This window comes from [Borrelia] turdi, from assembly GCF_030439285.2.
In the GTDB taxonomy this organism is placed as follows: Bacteria; Spirochaetota; Spirochaetia; order Borreliales; family Borreliaceae; genus Borreliella; species Borreliella turdi.
Genome location: NZ_CP179620.1, coordinates 1 through 20,718 on the forward strand (window position 1 = coordinate 1; position 20,718 = coordinate 20,718).

The 20,718-nt window shown below is 23.9% G+C and carries 17 protein-coding genes and 3 pseudogenes; 7 read left to right on the plus strand and 13 right to left on the minus strand.

The window, feature by feature from the left end; translation table 11 throughout:
* Positions 1 to 121: 121 nt before the first annotated feature.
* From QIA31_RS04965 to QIA31_RS04990, 6 genes and pseudogenes are all read right to left on the minus strand, one after another.
* On the minus strand, positions 122 to 457 hold the full coding sequence (locus QIA31_RS04965) for a hypothetical protein (protein WP_418905305.1): 336 nt from the start codon (positions 455 to 457) through the stop codon (positions 122 to 124).
* Positions 458 to 474: 17 nt separating this feature from the next.
* Positions 475 to 1,245: a hypothetical protein gene (locus tag QIA31_RS04970; RefSeq protein WP_418905306.1), complete on the minus strand. Its 771-nt coding sequence runs from the start codon at positions 1,243 to 1,245 to the stop codon at positions 475 to 477.
* Between the two features lie 181 nt (positions 1,246 to 1,426).
* Positions 1,427 to 2,035 (minus strand): Bdr family repetitive protein, encoded by a 609-nt coding sequence (bdr, locus tag QIA31_RS04975; protein WP_418905307.1) that lies wholly within the window; start codon positions 2,033 to 2,035, stop codon positions 1,427 to 1,429.
* Positions 2,036 to 2,676: 641 nt separating this feature from the next.
* Positions 2,677 to 2,880 carry a hypothetical protein gene (locus QIA31_RS04980; protein ID WP_418905308.1) on the minus strand — a complete coding sequence of 68 codons (204 nt, stop codon included), beginning with the start codon at positions 2,878 to 2,880 and terminating at the stop codon, positions 2,677 to 2,679.
* A gap of 285 nt (positions 2,881 to 3,165) precedes the next feature.
* Positions 3,166 to 3,975, minus strand: coding sequence for a hypothetical protein (locus tag QIA31_RS04985; RefSeq protein ID WP_418905309.1), 810 nt, complete (start codon positions 3,973 to 3,975; stop codon positions 3,166 to 3,168).
* Between the two features lie 1,095 nt (positions 3,976 to 5,070).
* A pseudogene (locus QIA31_RS04990) lies at positions 5,071 to 5,328 on the minus strand (hypothetical protein); the annotation flags it as partial.
* A 554-nt stretch (positions 5,329 to 5,882) separates the two neighbouring features.
* Between QIA31_RS04990 and QIA31_RS04995 the strand changes: the two are divergent.
* Together QIA31_RS04995 and QIA31_RS05000 are read left to right on the plus strand one after the other, a co-directional pair.
* Positions 5,883 to 6,086, plus strand: a complete 204-nt coding sequence (locus QIA31_RS04995) for a hypothetical protein (RefSeq protein ID WP_418905310.1) — start codon at positions 5,883 to 5,885, stop codon at positions 6,084 to 6,086.
* Positions 6,087 to 6,621: 535 nt separating this feature from the next.
* The gene (locus tag QIA31_RS05000; protein ID WP_418905311.1) at positions 6,622 to 7,665 is read left to right on the plus strand and encodes a hypothetical protein; all 1,044 of its coding nucleotides are present in this window, start codon (positions 6,622 to 6,624) and stop codon (positions 7,663 to 7,665) included.
* Between the two features lie 965 nt (positions 7,666 to 8,630).
* Here QIA31_RS05000 and QIA31_RS05005 read toward each other — a convergent pair.
* The 6 genes and pseudogenes from QIA31_RS05005 to QIA31_RS05030 form a co-directional block, all read right to left on the minus strand.
* Positions 8,631 to 8,837 carry a P12 family lipoprotein gene (locus tag QIA31_RS05005; RefSeq protein ID WP_418905330.1) on the minus strand — a complete coding sequence of 69 codons (207 nt, stop codon included), beginning with the start codon at positions 8,835 to 8,837 and terminating at the stop codon, positions 8,631 to 8,633.
* A 7-nt stretch (positions 8,838 to 8,844) separates the two neighbouring features.
* Positions 8,845 to 9,216: pseudogene (locus QIA31_RS05010) on the minus strand (P12 family lipoprotein); the annotation flags it as partial.
* A gap of 17 nt (positions 9,217 to 9,233) precedes the next feature.
* Entirely contained in the window at positions 9,234 to 9,566 is a 333-nt protein-coding gene (locus QIA31_RS05015) for a hypothetical protein (protein WP_418905312.1), read from the minus strand.
* A gap of 1,220 nt (positions 9,567 to 10,786) precedes the next feature.
* A complete protein-coding gene (locus QIA31_RS05020) occupies positions 10,787 to 14,599 on the minus strand; it encodes an Eco57I restriction-modification methylase domain-containing protein (RefSeq protein ID WP_418905313.1) in 3,813 nt (1,270 codons plus the stop codon).
* Positions 14,600 to 14,729: 130 nt separating this feature from the next.
* The gene (locus QIA31_RS05025) at positions 14,730 to 14,909 is read right to left on the minus strand and encodes a hypothetical protein (protein WP_418905314.1); all 180 of its coding nucleotides are present in this window, start codon (positions 14,907 to 14,909) and stop codon (positions 14,730 to 14,732) included.
* A 42-nt stretch (positions 14,910 to 14,951) separates the two neighbouring features.
* Positions 14,952 to 15,708, minus strand: a pseudogene (locus QIA31_RS05030) (ParA family protein).
* 103 nt (positions 15,709 to 15,811) lie between these two features.
* On the opposite strand from QIA31_RS05030, the gene QIA31_RS05035 reads away from it, so the two are divergent.
* Together QIA31_RS05035 and QIA31_RS05040 are read left to right on the plus strand one after the other, a co-directional pair.
* Complete coding sequence (locus tag QIA31_RS05035) at positions 15,812 to 15,976, plus strand: hypothetical protein (RefSeq protein ID WP_418905315.1); 165 nt, start codon at positions 15,812 to 15,814, stop codon at positions 15,974 to 15,976.
* Between the two features lie 822 nt (positions 15,977 to 16,798).
* On the plus strand, positions 16,799 to 16,927 hold the full coding sequence (locus QIA31_RS05040; protein WP_418905316.1) for a hypothetical protein: 129 nt from the start codon (positions 16,799 to 16,801) through the stop codon (positions 16,925 to 16,927).
* A 537-nt stretch (positions 16,928 to 17,464) separates the two neighbouring features.
* Here QIA31_RS05040 and QIA31_RS05045 read toward each other — a convergent pair.
* Complete coding sequence (locus QIA31_RS05045; RefSeq protein ID WP_418905317.1) at positions 17,465 to 17,689, minus strand: hypothetical protein; 225 nt, start codon at positions 17,687 to 17,689, stop codon at positions 17,465 to 17,467.
* Between the two features lie 768 nt (positions 17,690 to 18,457).
* Between QIA31_RS05045 and QIA31_RS05050 the strand changes: the two genes are divergently transcribed.
* Genes QIA31_RS05050 through QIA31_RS05060 form a run of 3 tightly spaced genes read left to right on the plus strand, consistent with a single transcriptional unit; the run spans position 18,458 to position 20,692 of the window.
* Complete coding sequence (locus tag QIA31_RS05050) at positions 18,458 to 19,390, plus strand: plasmid maintenance protein (RefSeq protein WP_418905318.1); 933 nt, start codon at positions 18,458 to 18,460, stop codon at positions 19,388 to 19,390.
* Between the two features lies 1 nt (position 19,391).
* Positions 19,392 to 19,982 (plus strand): DUF226 domain-containing protein, encoded by a 591-nt coding sequence (locus QIA31_RS05055; protein WP_418905319.1) that lies wholly within the window; start codon positions 19,392 to 19,394, stop codon positions 19,980 to 19,982.
* Positions 19,955 to 20,692, plus strand: a complete 738-nt coding sequence (locus QIA31_RS05060; RefSeq protein ID WP_418905320.1) for a ParA family protein — start codon at positions 19,955 to 19,957, stop codon at positions 20,690 to 20,692. The genes QIA31_RS05055 and QIA31_RS05060 overlap by 28 nt, the downstream gene beginning before the upstream one ends.
* Positions 20,693 to 20,718: the final 26 nt, after the last annotated feature.

A 20,718-nucleotide genomic window follows, 5' to 3' on the forward strand; every position in this document is an offset into this window, starting at 1 on the left:
ATTATAATTATTGTTTAGTATATATGTTTGAATGTCCATAGATTACACCCATTAGTCCGACATTACTTCCTATTAGTTAAATATTAGACCCTATTAGTCTAATATTTAACCTGCACTGTTTTCAAAAATCCACAAATTGACCCCTTTTAGTAGTAGTTTTTATCCCCCAAAAGTCACCGGTTTGGCTTTTAGATTTCTTCGAAAAAGAAGTATATACAACAACATTGTTGTATATATCTTTACTGTAAAAGATAGCTATGACTTTTATTTCTTCTAATTTGGATAGATTAGTTTCTAAGGATTTTAGTGTATCTTTAGATATACCAAAATGTTGGATTATTTGATTGTATTCATCCAAAATTTTTTTTGGATGATAGTGACTAAATTGTTTGTTAGTTTGTTCTATTGTAAACATAAGTGTTTCTAATTTGATTAGTTGACTTAGTTGATTTTCCATAGTTGCGTTAAAAATTTTCAATCAACCAAAAAGATTTTAGAAAAAATTTGCTTTTGTAATTTATTAGTACTTTTGTAAATTCCTAATTTTCTTAGGTTAGCATTAATGTACAATTTCAGATTATACAAATTTTTGCGGGGCTCATTTCCAGAAAAAAAATTTGAAATCAAATTTGCAATAGTATATGTATTTTTGTGCATACTATTTTTGTAGTAATTTAGATTGTTTTCATTAGGCTTCACAGGTTTAAACAAATTAATGTAGTCGAGTTTTTCGCCTAAATCTAGAATACATGGATTTTCAGTTATTCGGATGTTTCCTGGATTTTTGGTATATTTGCTAACTTTTAGCTTTTCTTTAGACTTTACGATCAAAGAATGAGCAATTTTCAGTTGTTTAGTAGTTATATTGAAGTCGAATATATTTTTTGCTACATAATTAATTTTTCGTGCACCAATAGATAACAGTTCATTTTTGTTTAGATTTTCAATGCATTTAGAAATTCCATTAGATGGGACTAAAGAATATGTTTTCAACATCAAACCGTTGTCCAGTATGTAAGAAAGTCTATTGGATTTGAAGTTGTGTGGGGTTTTGGTATTTAGATTTTTTAAATGAGATAATGGAATTCCAGAAGCCATAATAATTCCAAGTAATTTGTGGACAGTGCTGGAGGTCTCCATAAGATTTTTACTAATTAGAATGAATTCTTCAGGATTTATTTCGTAAAGGGGGTTTTCTCTATTCTTATAAGATTTTAATTTTAGAAAAAATTTGCTAAATATCATATATATATTATAACAAACTTAATTATCCCATAAAAACATGTTACAACAAAATCAAGGAATATTATGGGTAGTAATATGACTAGCTTGAACTAAATATGAGTAAAAATTCTAGTAAATTACAAAACAGAATTATATCTAAAATTTTTTTTCTTAATTAATTGTAGTAAAAAATTACTAGTAATTACTGTTTGAAAAAACCATTAATTAGCGACAAAACAAAAGGTCCTATAATAGCTATAGCAATAGGTACTAATACTATTGACATAATAGTTATTAATCTGTTGCTTGAGTCAAGATTTTTAGACAATAATTGATTATTAATTTCTATTTTTTCCAGTAAAAATTGATTATTAATTTTTAGTTTTTCGTCAAGATTTTGTTTCAAATTTTTTTCTACAGTATCAATTTTAGCGTCTAAATTAGCTATATCTTTTTGTAAATTTTTTTCTACAGTATCAATTTTAGCGTCTAAATTAGCTATATCTCTTTGTAAATTTTTTTCTACAGTATCAATTTTAGCGTCTAAATTAGCTATATCTTTTTGTAAATTTTTTTCTACAGTATCAATTTTGGCATTAAGTTCACTTTTCAAAGTGTCTATTTTAAAATCAAGATATTCAAACTTTATACCAAATTGTTTTTCTAAATTTTCCAAATCTCTATATGTAAGCTCATTGTGATAATATCTTTTTGACAAATCTTGCGCTATTAGTTGCTCCATCCCTAGTCGCAAGAATTCTTTATATATTTGCTCTTCAGTAATATTTGTTGTCGTCAATACCGATTTCATAATTTACTCGTCCGCTAAGTACATTTTAACACAAATCGGGGCCAAATTTTTATAAAAATTTTGAGTTTTTTTATTTTGCATAGCTCTATTTTGGATAAATATTTATCTACATTATCTATTTTGGCATCTAGATTATTTATTTTCATATTAAGTTCATCTCTTGTAATAGATAAATCTATCTAAATCTTCAAACATAAGCTTATTTTCACAATATATTATTGACAGATCTTAAGCTATTGACTGCTCCATTTCTAGCTTAAGAAGCTCTTTGTAAATTCGATCTTGAGCAATATTTGTTATCATATTTTCCATAATATTTTATCACTTTAAAACACTCTCAAAATGACCAATTCTACCTAATTTTTTAAGATTTTTCCTCTGTAAGTTCCACATAGCAAAAGGGCCTTCGAAATTTTCCATTTCTCTATCATAAAATTTATAAACTACATATTCTAAATCTTTAAGTTTGCTATAAAATTGATTGCAAAATTCATTATAATTACTCTTAATTCTAAGTTATTAAACATTTTTGTTTTATTTTCTAGTTTTTGTATTGTCTATATTTTTTTTACTTTTTTAAAATAAAGTTCCAATGTTTTCACTTTTTGTAAAGTGATAGCTTTTTTTAGTCAACTTTTATTTTACTTATTTTTTTTAAAACCTTTATTATTGAAAAAAGATATATTTATTCCTTGATTATGATTGCAAATGTTTTCTTTGCTTTTTACATAGTCATTTTGATAGTTTCCCCTTAAACTTTTACTTAAAGATAATAAAGATGTTTTTTTAAATCTTTTTTCCCAAATTTCGTTAAAATCATTGATTTTATCAGTTTTCCCGTTCATCATCCATATTTTTTTACTATACTTATTTTTAAATTTTATATTTTTCTATTGCTGAGTTTAAATTCCTTAATGCATTTACATAAGTTTTTTCATTATTGCTTATTTTTAGTATTTTTGCCATTTAAAGTTTTTCTATTTTATGCACTTTTATTAGTTTACTTGTGATGTACTCTTTGTATGATATTATGTTTTTTTAGCCTAAGATGCCTTAGGCTAAAAAATAAAGTATATATCAATAAAACCCGCATACTTTAAACATAAAATTACTAATTAAAAATTTTATTTTTAAAATATATCATAAATAAGACGTTTACATGCTTCTGCTATATCTGCAGCAGCTTCACTAAGTAATTTTAATGGTTCATTAAACTGTCCTTCTGAAACGCTATTAGCACTCTCCTTTAGTAACTCGCTAACACCATTTCTATCCCCTCCCCTATTACCACCAAAAAATTTTTCTGCTTTTCCCATTAAATCCTTGATGCATTCCTTAACAACATCAATATCTTTTCTGGAGCTATTTAAAATAGAAAACGCTACCGAATCTCCTTTTTCCTTTTTAAATTCTTCTATTACTTTATTAACCTTTTCGAGTAAACCGCCATATTCATCATTATTATTACGAGCAATACTCCCATTTTCATTAGATATTTTTAATATTTTTTCTAGCAAACATATACTGTCTATGCCTATTTTCATATTATCTTTAAGAGGTTCTGAGGCAGTATATCCTGAAGCCATTAATGACTTTAAAACTGTATCTATCTTTTCAGATGAATTTTTAATACCACTAACAAGTGTTGGAATATCTTTTAATGGTATTTTTTTATTAGTATCCTTACCCCCCCCCTTACTATTCAACACATTGTCTTTAGATACACTAGCAGCAATTTTAACCTTCTCAGCCATATCTTTGAAATTATCCTTGTTTGAGGCCTTAATTTCCACTTTAGACTCAAACATACTTTTTACATTTGCGACCCCAGAAGCTATATCATCAGAATTTTCCGCAGCGTTATTTTCTGTTGAATACCATAACTTACAAGATATTAAGGAAAAGATGATAATAAATAATAAATAAGAATATATTTTCATATAACCCCCCTCTCTTTGTATTATCATGAAATACAAAATAAACATATATCATTTTATTAAGATTACTAACCGTTCTCTGTAATATTGATATTAAATGTATTTTTATCCTTATTTTTATAGGTAACACTTTTTTTATAAAAAAGTGTTACCTATTTGGAAAACAAATTCATATTGGTATTTTAAGTAGATATTAAATCATTATTTCCTTTTTGTTGTAAAAAATAAATTGAATAGATAAAATAGATTATTGACCATGTTTCAGACTGGACTGGAATAACAATGTGATTTGTAATATTTAATGCATTTTTTAAAATAAAACTAAAACTAGGAGCTTAGCCAAGTTATAATAAGATGCAAATCTTTAAAACCCCCTACATGCTCCACAGATAGAAACTTATAAGCTTCCATTTTTTTATTTTCACCAACTCTACTCTACTAACCATACCCCCCCCCTTAATTAGGTGTTTTATTATTTAAAAAGAAAATTTAAATGCTAATAGACAAAATGATTAATTAGTGGGATAAATGGCATTTTCATTACTATTGATGAAGAAGGAGGTTTAAAAATACTTTTCTGATCTTTATATAAACTCCTTGGATATAAATAAAATAATAATTTCTAGACCAAAAATAAGATTTTTAATAAAGACCTTAGGAAAATTTGGGAAAAGAATAGAAACTTTAGAATCTAAAGTACACAAAAAACAGAGTTAGATAAAACCGAAAGAAAACCTATAAACATATATAAACTCAAAAAACTTTAGCTTTATGATCAAGATATATTTCTATTTATATTTTTATTCTTAATTTGAAGCCAAAATCTAAATAAAAATAATATCAACCCTTTTATATTCTTTTTAGAAAAAAAATCACATTCTTTAATTTCTTTAAAAAAGTGCTGTATTATTTATAAAGCTAATTTTTTACATTTTCAAATTTATCTAGCTGATACCATCATCATTAATTGAGGAGCAACTTAAAAAAACAAGTCAAGGTTCACCTTAGATATAAAAATTATTGATAATTCTTGTGTATTCGGGCATTTTTTAATTTTTTGTTTAGATTATTTAACAGAAAAAGTATGGCATAAAGTCCATTTTCAATATATGCAATAAAAATTACCCTTAAAATAAAAACAATTGATTCTTCAAAAATGTTGGCTAAAATATGTTGAGTAATTTTTTTGCCCCAAGACTTTAAATTTTTTATTGTATATATTTTTCGTTATTCTAAATACTATAGAATCATCGGGGTTCTCATAAAGTATAGCCTTAAGTTTTTTTAGGCTATCTTTTTTTCTTTAGATATTTGTTCTTCTTCAACTTCTATTAAATTACTTGTCTTTTGAAATATAAAATATCTACTCTAAATTGCTATTCATCCATTTCTCTACTTTGACGCTATTTTACTGAACAATTTAGTTCATAAACTATAGATCTAATAAAGACTCTTCATTTGTATTCTTAGAATTACAATACATTTAAGAAAGTTTGTTTTTTACAAAAAAAGCTTTTTCCCTTACCAATATTTCATTTTTTTTGTAATATTATTGGTTTTCATTATTTATATTTAAAAAGCCTATTTTAGCCAAAACTACAAAACATTCCTAATAATGGATAGATTCATACTTAACATTTAAAAGAAAAAAAACATCCTTATTTTATGAAAAAGAAAAAAAGGAGCCTTTTTATTATGATAATAATCAAGTTAACATTTTGGTAAATAAAACAAAAAATGTCAATAATTTAAAAAATTATATTTTTTTAAAAATTTCTAAATGAGTTTAAAAAAAATCAAATTTAAAAAAACTTTCTAATTGTAGACGTAGACTTAGTCCCACATTGCTAAAAAAGAAATCGAATATCAAAGACTATTCAAAGTATCATGGTTTTTAAAAGCACAATATAATGAGTATATACAAAAAAAGAAAAACATATCAACTTAGAGACATATTAACTGGTGTTAATTCGATACTGGGAAAAAACAACATTAAATCGTTCACTAAAAGAATAATTCAAAAAGACATTACAAAACCTATAAAAATGAATTTGATAGTTTCTTTTTCTAAAAGTTTAGGTAATAAAATGAGACGTTTTCATTTTATAAAATGAATATCTATATTTGGAAAAATAGAATAGTAATTATAAGAAACTTCATTGAAAATGAAATTAAAAGAAATATTTGCAGCAAGATAAAATGATATATTCCATTTTTCAAAAGAATATAGATAATCTTGCTTTTCCAAACCCTATTTCATCAACTTCATCCGTATCAAATTTCACACCCATCCCCTATATAAATATATAGAGGGAATATCGTATATTTGGTTTACTCAAACATGGCATGTAAAATACAACTTTATCAAAACCCCTCCTTTATAATAGTAAGGTGAAGAACGTTAATAACGTTCTTCACCTTACATTAGCATATTACCCACTAAAAAGTACAAATAAAAATCTTTTTATTTCTTCCATACGTTATGTTAATAAATAACAAAAGTACAGTTTTAAAAAAGTGTGACAAATAAAAATAATTTAAAATTATTGTCTCTACTCTATATTTGCTTTATAATAAAACATTTGCTTTATAATAAAATAATATTTGGGATAATGAACAACTAAAAAAAAAGAAAAGAAGGGGGTATTAATGACTATAAGAAGCAATATACGCATTTTACTGCTAACAACGATATTGTTTGCGTCCTGCAAGTTTTTTGGAAATTCCAGTGTAAAAAAAGAAGCACCGCCTCCTTTGCTTGGTACTGCTAACAAGATTAGTAATTCAAAAATAGCTACTTCTTCAAGCAGCAAGCAAGAGAAAAATACAAGTGATACTACTATCGAAGCTAAAAAACACAAGAGTGTCCCTGAAATGCTTGCTGATATCTCCTCTAATGGTGAAGAAAAGCAAGAAACTATAGATAAATTAACTGAAGAAGACAATAAGAAGCTTGTGGATTTTTTTAGCAAAACTAGAACATATCAATCTAGTCTAGATTCTATTTATAATAAATATACAGGATCTTATGGTACCATTTCTACCTATGGGAGTTGTGGTGATTATAGTATTGGGTGTTTTAGCAAAAGACCTTCTGAAGAGCGTAAAAAAGCTATTGATGAACTAGCAAAAAATAAGTTAGAAGAAGAGTATTCTAAGCTTAGCAAAATGCTAAAGAGTGCTGTTTCTAGTTATAAGAATAGCACTTTAGAAGAGGCAATAAATAAGTATAAGGAAGCTATAGAACAAGCTAGTAAAACTGAAAATGAAATAAATACAGTGAAAGATTATGCAGAGACCCAAAGTGCTGATAAAAATACAAAAGAAAAAAACATTGACCATTTAAAAACAATTAGGGGTATTCTTCCTATTATTACAAAAACTATTGAAACAGCTTGCCTATCTTATGCTGATGCTTTTGTTGCTGTAACGTCTAGCTTATCTTGTAACGAATTTAAGCAAGCTATTAACGAGTTCTATATTGCTGCTAAGCAGTATGCTAATGGAAACAAAGGAGACAATGCTGTTGATGTTATTGTAGGGCCTATTTCTGGAATGACATATAGTGGATTTGAAGATTGGGGGTTTAAAAGAGCAAAAATGTTTGCCGGCAATAAAAAAGGAAGCGAAGTAGAGAATATGATTATAGCTATTGATAAGCTTCATACTATTTATAAGAAAGTCAAGTCCTAAATAACTCAATTAAGTTTTGGCTATATTAAATAAAGGTTTTGACCAACAACGAACCTAATTCCTTTATTTATAAAATAGCCTTTATGAGAATTTTATCGATACCATTATTGGTATTTTATTATTAATAACATTAAAAGATTTTATTTGAATATAAATATTTACAATTACAAATTATAAATATAAAAACTTATAAAGTTTTACATCACTAATACTCAAGCAGAAATTAAAACTTCACTCTCAAACACATTATTTATTAATGAATTTATTTAAGCTAGCTTTTATAATTCTATTTTTTTCTATAACCTACCTTGATTTATCACCATTATTTTGAACAGCAAACTAGATAATAGCTAGGATAATGCAAATTCTCTTTTAAAAGAGTCTATAGAAAAATAAATTCGGGTAATTGAAAAAAGGTATGATAATGAGAGTAGAAATCAAGGTTAAATTGGTGGGTCTGCTAGTTGGAAGGACAAGTATCAAGCGGATACTTTTGCTAAGGAGGCAAAATATAATGCAGAACAATCTTTTAGTTATTTAGAAAATGCAGCTACCTACTTTAAATATAGCTGCTCAGATAAAAAAGAAGCTAAAAAGCTATTAGAAGGAATTCAAAAAGAATTTTTATGAATTGGTATTCTATAATTAATTGAAATGATCTATATTATAGAGATTATTTAATCTAAATTCATCGGCTTAGATTAAAAAGATCGGGGGGCTAATCTATCTTATCTAAATTTTTCTTTTTAATAAACATTTTTTGAAGTGTTGAAAAGGATTTATAACTATCACTATGTATTAGCATATGCTATGCATGAATTCTAATATAAAAGAGTCTTCTTTTAAAGAAGACTCTTTTTAAATATTAATATCTTTTCTTTATAAGTTTTCTTATTTAAAACTTACTCAAAATAGTTTTTGCATTTTGAATAAGTTTTTTTATAATTTTCTGTTTCCCCATTGCTTCAATTTTTTTTAGAAGAAGAAGATTTTAAACTAAATAAAGCATCTTCTGCTTTATTTAGAGCATGTTTAGATAATCGTGATGAATCAAATTTATTATTCTCACTCTCCAATCTTTTAATAATACCTTCTTTTAAACTTTTCTGAGCTTCATCAAAAAAGTAAAATGCGGATTTAATTCCTTGATCTGCAGCATCAATGTTAACTATAAATTCATCAAGTCCTCCCCCCCTTTATATTTAAATCATTTTGCAATCTTACTAGTTCCCTTATGTTAGCTTTATTTTCATTAAAATTTTTCATTAGTGATGTTCTTTTCTCTTGAATCTTAGTCATAACCACATGGAAATCATTTCTTATTAAATCATATTCATTTCTCAGTACACATATATCCTCAATTAACTTAGAAAACCCCCTAAAGCTGCCAAGAAGATTTTTTATTTCTTTAATTGCTTTATCTGCGCTTTTTTCTTCTTTGGGAAAAGGAATTAAATCCTCTTTTTTTATCTCTTTTTTTTGGTTTTTATGGATTAAAATATTTGGCATTTTAACTTCATTATTTGATGCCCTCTCAGCTGCTCCTACAGGTTCTAAAGGTGGTAGTCCTACAGATTCTTCTTTTTTTCAGGTTTTATATCCCCATCTACATCCTTATTATCATTTGAGATTACAGGCTCATTAACTTGTTGTGGATAATTAATTAAATCCACTCTTGAACGTTCTAAACTAGCAATATCTATTTCTACAACATACATATTGTTTTTAGATAAAGAAGAATTATTTTCACCCAATTCTATTCTGTTCTGATTTTTAGTCTTATCCTTATCCTTTCCTAATAGCTCAGAAATTTCCATACTTTTGTCTTTAATATTATCCCAATCATAGCCAACCATTAAAATTAAAACCACTACTAAAATATAGAAAATTTTATTACCCACATGTCTCCTCCTATAATTTCAGATATGTAGCACCATTATATGCCAATATTATTAAAATACCAAATTTGCTTTCACTGCATATGATTTTATTTGCAAATTCGCTTTCTTTAGTAATTTAAAAAAAAGTTCTAAAAATTAAAAAACTGCTATAAACTGTGTTTACCAATCAAAAAACAACCTGAATTTTTATTACATTTATAATTACTATTTGTTTTCACTTTTTATGGTAAAGTTGGGTTAATGGGTTTATAATTTTTTATAAAAATAATGGATGCTTTTCAATTTGTAACAAAGAATAGAAAATCTTAAATAGTTTAATTAAATAAATAGTAGATGAGCTTTCTCAAACTATTGGCAAAAAAATAAAAATGGCAATATTTATGACCATGAGTCCAATATTTTACCTATAAACCAGAAACTTACACAATCAAATAAATTATTATTTAAATACAGGAGTTTTAAAGTTGGATGAAAAAAGAATACTAATAACTTTTAGTAAAAAATCTATTTTATGATTCAATAATTCCAGAAAAGATAGATTAAATAGATTATTAAAAAGTGTTTTAGCAATAGCTATTTTAACTCCATTATTTTCATTTTCTAGCAAGCTTATAAAAGTAATTTTTAAAAAAAAACATTATAATATTAGATTAATATTGAATTATTATAATATAAAAACCAAATTATAAAAATAGACAAAGAAGTAAAAAAACTAAAAAATAACATACTCTTAATAGAGATCATTTAAGTTATCTATTAAAATTGTAATAATGTGGCCTGTCTTTTTATTAAGACAGGTCTAACTTTTTTAATTAACCTTTTAATTAAAGGTATAAAAATCTTTTGCCTTTAATTAAGACTTCAGTATTAAAAACTTTAGCTTTAAAGGAACTGAATTTGAATTTTTATCTTCTATTAACTTTCAGCATGATACAAAGTTTTATGCTGCAAATAATAAAATATTTTTTTATAAAGATGTAAACAATTTAAAAACTAAAAAACATAACTTAATAGTAAATAGCAAAGATTCTGTATCTCTTTACTTTAATATACGAAGTTTTGACTTTGTTAATAACAAACGAATAAAAGAAGTATTACATAATTCTATTAAAAATTTAACATTCTTTAGTCTTCTAAAGTAAATTTATATAATAAGAAACTTAAGTTTTTAAACTTAACAAGTTAAGATAATTGTTAAATTTTGTTAAATTCGATTTAGTTTAATTTTTTCTTAAATAATTTTCATATCCTTTTACTAAATTAAGAATATAATCTTCTTCTTTTTTGTTTTTTAATACTTTAAAGTCATTAAGCAAAATACTAAAATCTTCTTTAGTTAGCGAATAAAGACTGGCTACAATAAAATTATTTTCATTTTCTTTTCCTTTAAAAAATTCATCTTCTGTGTCTAAGCTTAGTATTTTATTAACTTTTTCTTTGCTAAACTTAAAATGTTCTAAATAAAGTAAATTAGAAAAATTATCAGGATCATTTTTGGCTATTAGTAAAGAAGTATTTTTTACAAGATTTAAATATAAAGGATTACTTAAAATTTCTTCTTCTCCAGGTTGCGGCATAGGGCATTGATAGAGACATGATTTTACAATATCGATACTTAAAACAAATCTTCTGATTAAATAATCAAATGCAAATGAATTAAAAATAGAAATAATAAATAATTTTTTATAAATAGATATTGGTGTTTTTCCATAATTTATAAATATTGAATTTACACAGTATGAGTTTTTAGGAGAAAGTGTGCTAATCATAGTTCTTTCGTCTGTATTTCTTGCAATTCTTCTATATATTATTCTTTCGGTTTGATACCTATCATCTTTAGTTAGTGCTTTTTCTAAATCTGATTTATCTATCCATAAGAGTTTAGAATTTTCTCTTGCATTTTTATTTTTAAAAAATCTAGAATTAAACTGATGTATATTAGCTCCAGAATAAAGAAATATAAAATTACCATTATTATATTCTTTTAGAAATATTTTATTTATTGTAGGATTTAATCCTTGTTTAAAATCAATATATTCTTCACTAATAGTGCTAAACTTACTAAACATTTTATTAATAAACTTAAGCTCATCATTATCTCTAAATTCTATTATTGATTCCTCTATAGGAGATAGTTTCTTAATTTGATCTACATTTAGCTCAATTCCTTTATAAGGATTGTCTTTTCCATCTTTTAAATCACTAGTTATTTCTTTAATAATATTATCATTGCCCTGAATCATAAATTTTACTTTAAAATTAGATGTAGAAGTTTTGTTATTACTAATCTGAAATATTGCAAATTTAAAAAGTGATACCACATCTTTAAATCTTTTTTGATTTTGAAATTGGTAAATATAATTAAGTTTATACTTGCTAAATATATGTTTTCTTAGTGCTTTTGAACTAGATTCACCCCAAAGAGATGCGGGAGTTAGATAAGTCAAATTACCTTTTTCTTTTATTAATCTTAAATTAAATGCAATAAAATACCTAAAAAGATTTGGATCACCACCACTGGTAAATTTTTTAAAATTACTTTTATAAATATCATTAATGGTAGTTATACTATTTTTTTCTTCATTGTACTGAAGTTTTAAAGGATGATTATCTCTTAGTATTTCCTCTTTTCTTTTATTTTGTTCCGATATGCTTAGTTTTCTGTAACTTGGAATATGTTTTGAGAAAAATTCAGATTCGTCAAACTTAGTTTTCTCCCATGGAGGATTTCCAATTACAATATCAAATCCATCTTTTGCATCAGGAAACTCAATTCCATAGTGAAAAAATTTATAATAAGTGCTTATTTTTTTAATTTTCTCTATATTTTCTTCATCTTCACTAGAAGTTTTATTGTTTATAATATGCTCGATTAAATCGGTCACATAAGGAGTACTACTAAGTTCTATATTTTCTTTAAATTTTAAAGATTTATTAAAAGACAGTGCATAAAGCTTAATTAAAGAAAATATTATTCTTAAATTATCTGTATTTTTACTTTTATCATATTCACTATATATTGCTTTAGACTCTTCTATATCTTCTTTGGTAGTATCATTAATACCTTTAATTTTTTGATAATTATCTTTTAAAATAGTTGTAATTTCTTCAATTCTTTTTTTAAATAAAGAATATCCAGCTTGAAATCTCTTTTCTGTAACACTAAAAAATTCATCTTTAGTATATCCAAGCAGAGCATTTCCTACTTTTATATGATGCTCAATAAAGCTTAGTGGTGTTCCAAAAATAAAGGTATTAATCCACAAACTTAACATAGTAATTTCAACTGAAATGGGATTAATATCTACTCCATAAATACACTTTTTTAGTAGCATTCTTTTAAGTACTAATTCTTTACTTATAGTATCCTGAACGCCGTATTCTTCACTTTCTTTAATAATAATTTCATATTCTTTTTCTAAACTTTCCTTTACGTCTTCAAATTTATCAAGCTCATACCATACTTTTTCTGTTAAGTAATCTAGACAAGAAATTAAAAAATGACCTGATCCACAGGAGTTATCAATTATTTTTATATCTAAAGGTGATTTAGTTTTAAGTTGCTCTTCAATTGATGATGCAACCATAAAATCAGTTAAGTCTTCTGGGGTATAATATGCTCCACTTTTCTTTCTATCAAGTGATCTTGATGTAAGGTAAATATTATTTTTAAAATATGTAGCAATTTTATCTATTTTATTTGTTTTTAGATCTTCATCAGTATAAATAAGATAAATCCCGTCTTTAAAAACGCGATGAACTGTATCATCTGCAATTCTAAGGTCATATTCAAGTAAAGTTTCGTATAGCTCTCCAAAACTTTTTGGTTCAAGCTTTGAATACTCTACAAATTTTTTATCTTCAATATTTTTTTCCTCAAAAAATAGTATTTTAACTAGTATTTCCTCAAGTTCACTAATACTTAGTAATTTCTCATTATTTAAATATTTAACTTTATCTCCTGAAAATAATCCCCCATTGAATACAGGAAACTTTATTAAATCACTTCCTTTATCAAGTAAATTAAAAATTGTTATTATTTTTTTATACTCTAATTTATTTTTTGTATCTTTATCATGAAAAAAATATCTAAAAGATATAGAAGATCTATATAGTTTATTTTCTTCTAATATTTTCTTAAATATGTCATTATCTTCAATATATGCAATAAAAAATATTCTTAAAACAAAGATAATTGATTCTTTAAGTATCTCGTCTAAGTCAAATTTAGTAATTACTTTATCAGAAGTCTTAAATTCTTTGTCATATATATTTTTTGCAATCTTAAATACTATAGAGTTGTCTGGTTTTTCATAAAGTATCTCTCTTAGAGATTTTTTAATTATCTCTTTCTCTTTAGCTATTTGTTCTTTTTCAAGTTCTATAATATTACTTGTTTTTAAATATCTTTCTTTTCTTATTAGATAAAGAAATAGAGCAAACCATTCTTGTTCTTTGTAATCATAATCAATTTCAATTAGATTAAATTCAATGTATTTTCTATCACCATAAAATACCTTTGATTTATCATATATTCTCCATATTGCCCCATTTGAAAGTATTCCATAATGTTTTTGATATTGATTTAAGTATTCATATAATTGTTCTTCTGCTTCTTTTAATTTTACTTTATTAGAAAACTCAAAAGATGGTTTCTTAACTTCAACTATAAGTAAAATACTTTCAGCTAAAATATGTATATCTTTATTTTTCTTGGCTTTTTCTGATGCTTCATTAAACTTATGTCTATATTCATCATTTTCAAAAAGTAATATATCTAGTCTAGATTGCTTTCCATATATGTTTACACTTTTCTGTTGTTCAACTGAATAAGTTAACTCTTTAAATATATCTCTTAAGGTAGACTCTACATTTGCTTCTGCTGAAACATCATCTATAGTTTGAATTTTACTTTTTAAAAAAAGAAAAAAGCTTTTTACTTTATTAATATCTTCTTTTTTTATAAATTCTTTTGATAAATCCTTATAAAGAGATATGTTTGGATCATTTGTCTTGATATTATCAATTTTCATTATCTTGTTTTACTATCCTTTTGAATTATTAACTTTTATTAAAATCTATAATTTATGATTCTTAAATTGTTATCTAAAAATTAAAAATGTCACTCGGCGTTTAATTATTTTATAATTCTATTTCCTTTTTTTATATTTTTTTTTCTTTTCTATAAGATTCATATTCGGATACATGTTTCATAAAAACTTCTTTATCTTTTTGATAAATGCTTTCTATTAAATTCTTATTAAAAAAATTTCCACTTCTGTTATTTAAAGTTATAATTTTTGTTTTTACTTTTTTCTTATTCATAAAAAACCAATATCTCAAACTGTCCCCCCGGGGGAACAACAATTTATATCATTTTTTTCTTTAAATAAAATTATTAGCCAAATTAAGAACATTTTTTAAAGTCAAACTAGCTTCTTTATAATATTTTTCTTTTAAAGAAGGTTCTAAAAGTTCATTCATAAAATTTATATACTATTAAAATTATGAATTTTACCTTTAATATATTTATTATATTCTTTATGTGATACGCTTTCAAAATCCATTATGGTATTTCTACGTTTAATAAACTGATTCTCTACAATAGAAATATTATAGTTTTTACCCATATTCTCGTTTACAATTTTTTCTATTAAAATTCTTAAACTCTCTATTGAAAGCCTTTCAACTTGAATTGGAATTATTATATGGTTTGTAATATAAAGAGCATTTTTAAAAACAAAATCAAACTTAGGTGAAGTATCAAGTAAAATACAGTTAAAATTTATATTTTTTTATCTAAAATATTTTTTAAAATAATTTCTTTATTTTTTATATTTTCAAAATTGAAATTATCTAAATCGGAATGAGATGGTATTAAAGACATATTATCATTAATTTTGTTAATACACTGATCAAAATAAATTTCACCTCTTAGCACTTTATACACATTATTTTTCTCAATATTGAATACATATTTATAAAAACAAGAAGTTAATGAGTTCTGTGAATCAAGATCAATTAAGAGTACTTTTTCACCTAAATTTTTAAGTATATAAGAAAAAAGTGTTGTTAATGTACTTTTACCTACACCACCTTTTAAACTTGCCATTATTATTGTAATAGGTCTACTTTCTTGCATTATATTTCCTTTTATATTAGTTATTTTAGTTTCTAATAATTAAAATTATATGTTTTTATTAGTTTTAAACATAGTTTTTGCTATATAATTAGTTTAATGAAAAGTGAAAAAATTTAAGAAAAAGGAAATTATAAGTAAAATAATAATTGAAAAATTTAATATTAAACTTCATAGAGCAAAAGAATATAAATCTCAAAAAGAACAAGATAAGTTTTTAATGCCCAGTATTATAAAACTAAATAAATATAAAAAAAACTTAGAGATTTAGAACAACCCAGTTTATTTAATTTTTAGTTTCTTAATTTCTTAGAAATATCTCTTTTAAATTAAATTAGTTTTTTCTAAAAATGCAAAATTTTTCATTTTATTAAGAATTTCGGCCTTTAAATCTATACTTTGCTCCTTATAGCCTAAATTAACTATTCACATTCCTTTTCCTTTTCTTCTATTTTTTCTAAATTATTTTCTTTTAGCTTTAATATAGAAAATTAATCTTTAGCTAAAGAAATCCCAGATTTGTAGTAATAGTTATAAAATATATTTCTAGAGTATTTCAGTTTTACAGAACTTTCTAATACTTTTTACATTAAATATTTGAAGGAATTATTTGATAAAGTAATTTTATCAGACTCATTACTTTCATTTTTTATAACTTCATAGTTTTTATTTAGCGTATTACTTTTTGCTCTCCATTTTTTACGAGCATAACAAACTGCAAATGTAGATACTTTTAAAATACGAGCAATTTCAGTATCTTTTAAATAATGTCCATCATTATCTTTAACTTTAAATAAAAGCTCATATTCTTCTTAAGCACGCTTTATATTCATTATAAGAGCATTATAGCTAGTTTTTGTTAATAACTCAAGAAAAATTAAGTTTAACAAAAACAAGCTAAAGTACTAGGGATAAAAAACCAATAAAGCGAATTAGTCTATATAACCATACTAAACTCCTTGAAAACCTTCTTATTATAGAAAGAACTGTTATAAGGAATAGAAAAGACAAGGACAGTGTTTCATTTTATAAACAAAAAGAAAACTGGAAAAATAGAGTCAATATACTAAGAACAGGTAAACCAAAAAATAATTTGCCAGAACATAAAATCTCGGATCAATTACCTACAGAAGAAAAAATCAAAGATAACTTAGAAGAGCTTATAAAAGAAAATTATGAGAAAAATCTTTTGAGGAAATTAAAAAGCTATTTTGATTATTAGTACTGCTAATCGTAAAAATAGCTTAACCAATGCAATTTTTGATATTAAAAAATAAATATCATACAATATTATCAAATTTGTTATTCAGCTAACGATAATATGCTGCAGCACGCTAAGGACAAACTTGTACAATTCATTCATAGAACATAGAAGAATACTTAATGAAAATAGAAAAGAATATTATATTAACTGAGGGGGGTTTTATAAGAATTTAAAAGGAGTATGTCAAAAAATTAGCAAAAGAATCAATAGATCATGCAAATACCTGCATAAAAAATATAAAAAAACAATTAATTCTCTTCAACATGGAATCACCTGCAAAAAAGAAATAGAAAATATATTAAAAGTATATAAAATCTTATAATACTTAAGTAGAAAAAAATTCTACTTCAAAAAAAGGATTTAGACAGAATCGATAAGACTAAAATACAAAAAAATTAATGTTTAGTTATTATAAATTTTTAATAAAAACCTTTTAATTAAGTTGAAAAGTCCCAACCCTTGCTAAGGTAAGAAGCTATTATTTCATCTGTGGTGCTAAGATATATTTCTAGGTTTTATTTTTTGGATAAATTTATTTGCAAATTCTTTAATTTTTTGATTTTCTTCTTTTTTTGTATATTCCAACCAATCTTCAAGCGTTTTATTTTCACCATATAGTTTTCTAAATAATGAATATTCTCTGCCCAATTTAATAGTGACATCTTCATATTCCTTTATAGCATGAATCTTTAATATATGGGTTTTATAGAATTTTATCATATTAACTCTTCCTAACATATTTAAAATTATTATAGTAGCTTGATTCTTTAGTTTCTTAAATTTCTTAGCTTGTAGAAATAACCGATTATAAATATTTTATAAACAGGGATCATTTTCAGATTTTTACTTAACATATATTTTAATTTTAAACTTGTAATGTAATTGTTGCAAATATTTTTTGAAATTATTACTGTTTTTTAGCCTTTTTACTTTAAAATCTTCTTTTCAATATTTTCTATAAACAAAAAACAACAACAATATTTTTTAGAGATATTAGAATCTAATGCCGATTAGAATCATATATTCCAAATAACTTTAATCTTTAAATTAAAAATATAGAGCCCTTATAATACCTAAACAGTCATTTATTAAATATGATCCAAAAATTTAACTTTATACTTATATGGTTACTATCATATATAAAAAAATCAAGAATTTTTGAAAATTTTTCCATATATAAAGAAAACTTTGTACCAGTTAATTTTAGCTTAATAAAATTTAATTTTAATTTGCTCTTCCATTATTGTATTTAACTCCATCCAAACTTATGACCTATTAAGAGAACGCTAATTAAATTAGCAAAGTTATTAATTAAGATATAAAAATTCATATAAAAAATTTTATATTCCTTTATATTTATTCTTAAGTATACTATTATCTAGAATAATTAGTATTCTATTATAATGTTTTAAAAACATATGCGGATTGAAATTTAATATTATTTTATATATAATAATGCTTATTAATACGAGTGAATAGGAGATTAAGATGAAATTAAATTTATTTAACCAAAGCCACAAAGCTAATACTAAAAAATCTAATAGACTGCTTTCAAGAGACTCTAGACTTAAAAAAGTTATTTCAGTAATTAATTACTTAAACAAAAGTTTTGAAAATAAATATAATGTTTCAATACATAGAATTCATTTTAACTATGAAAAACTAAAAGAACTTCATCCTCATTCTCAAGGAGATATACTTAGAGTTCTAAACTCAAATATAAGTAAAGAAGGTTATAAACTAACTGTATTAAGAACCTTAAGAGAAGACTTAAGATTCTTAATACACATAAAAGCGATGAAGAAAAAAATACTAACATTTTCAAATAACCTAAAAGGATTTAAAGGAAAGCTATGTATATATAAAATATCCTCTATTGCATATAAGTTAATTGATGATTATTTTAACAACACTAAAGTAGACCTTTATAGAAAAGTTAAAAAAGAAAAAGATAATCTTGTCACTAAAAATGTCACTGTATTTATAAAACCTCATAATAATATATACAATAAGAATTCTATTAAACCTATTTTTAAAAAAAATATTATAGAAAAAAAATTAAAATTATCCTTGGAAATAACTAACAAAATAAAAAATATAGTAAAATATACTAAAAATCCTGAAAAAACTTATAAGAATACAATTTATAATTGCAAAGATTTTTTTAGTTATTTATCATTTGATTATAAAAAAGAAGATATTTTATCTTTTTTTATAAGTAAACTTAAAGAATATAAAAATAAAATTCATTTTATGAGACAACATGCTCCTTATAAAACAGACTTCTACATACTTGCGGGAGAATTTAAAGACTTATACAATTCTAAATGGAAAACAAATGATAAGAAACCCAATTTCAGTGGGCATGTAAAACACATAACTAGTAATATTTTAGATAGGATTTTAAAAAAGGAATTCTAAGTTGAAGAACTTAATAGAAAAACTAAAAGCAAAAAATAAAGAAATAATCAATAAAAAAAAACTAGAACATAATAAAAATAAAAATAAAGAAACGAAAGAAAAAACTGCTTTTTTTAGAGTTGAAGAAATAAATAACAAGAAAATATATTATACAAAAATTTTTAAACATCTAATAAAATTTAAAATTAATAATAAAAAAAATAAATTGAATTTGATTTTTCAAAAATTTGATAATATAAAAAATTATTATTCGTTTAATCTTTTTTCAGAAAAAAAAGATAATAAATTCTTAGGAATAAAATATGGATGGGATAAATTAGAAAAGCCGTTTTTTTTAAAAAAAGATAATAAATCTTATGTGATAAAAAAACTTTATTATTTGGAGTTTAAATTTAGTAAAGGTTCTATTAGGTGTTATGTTCAGTCTCTTAGAACGTTATTAAGAAAAAAAGATAAAGAAAGTACTAACTATTATATTTTTAATTTGGATCATATAAAAAAAATGGAAAATACAGTGTACAAATTTTACAGCAAGAAGCTAGAAGATATAGGAGTAATATATAAATGGATAGAGAAAAATCAAATATCATAACAATAGCAAATCTTAAAGGAGGTGTAGGGAAAAGCACATTATCAATACTTTTTTCTTATGTATTAAAAGATTTAGGTAAAAAAGTATTACTTATTGATATGGACTCACAAAATGCTCTAACTTCATATTTTAGAAAGTATGTTTTTAATTTTGATAAAAATAATATTTATAATTTGTTAATAGGCGATGCTTATTTTGATCAATGTGTGAGTAAGATTAATGATTATATTTCGATAATCCCATCACATCCTTCTCTTGATGAATTTAATTATGAAGATATAGACAATAAGGAAAGTTTATTGAAATTTTGTTTAGCTAAAAATGATTTAAGCTATAATTTTGATTATATTTTGTTTGATACACCTCCTAGTTTTAGTTTTATTTTAAAAAATGCATTAAATATTACAAATCACATTATTATTCCAGTCCAGCCTGAAACATGGTCAATAGAAAGTCTAGAAATATTAATACATAAAATTATAGATAAAAGTTATAATATTTCAATTGTTATCAATCAATTTATTAAAAATAGAAATATTCTTAAAGAGGTTGAAGATGCCTTATATAAACGATATGGCAATTATATAAAAGGCAAAATTCATTATTATAATAGTATAAAGGCTTTTATAATAAATCGCTTAAAACCAGATTTAAAGAGTGAATATTATAAAGAAGCAAAAAGTGTATTAAAAAATATTTTAAACTTATAACATTTTTTAATATTCCCCCGGGGGAA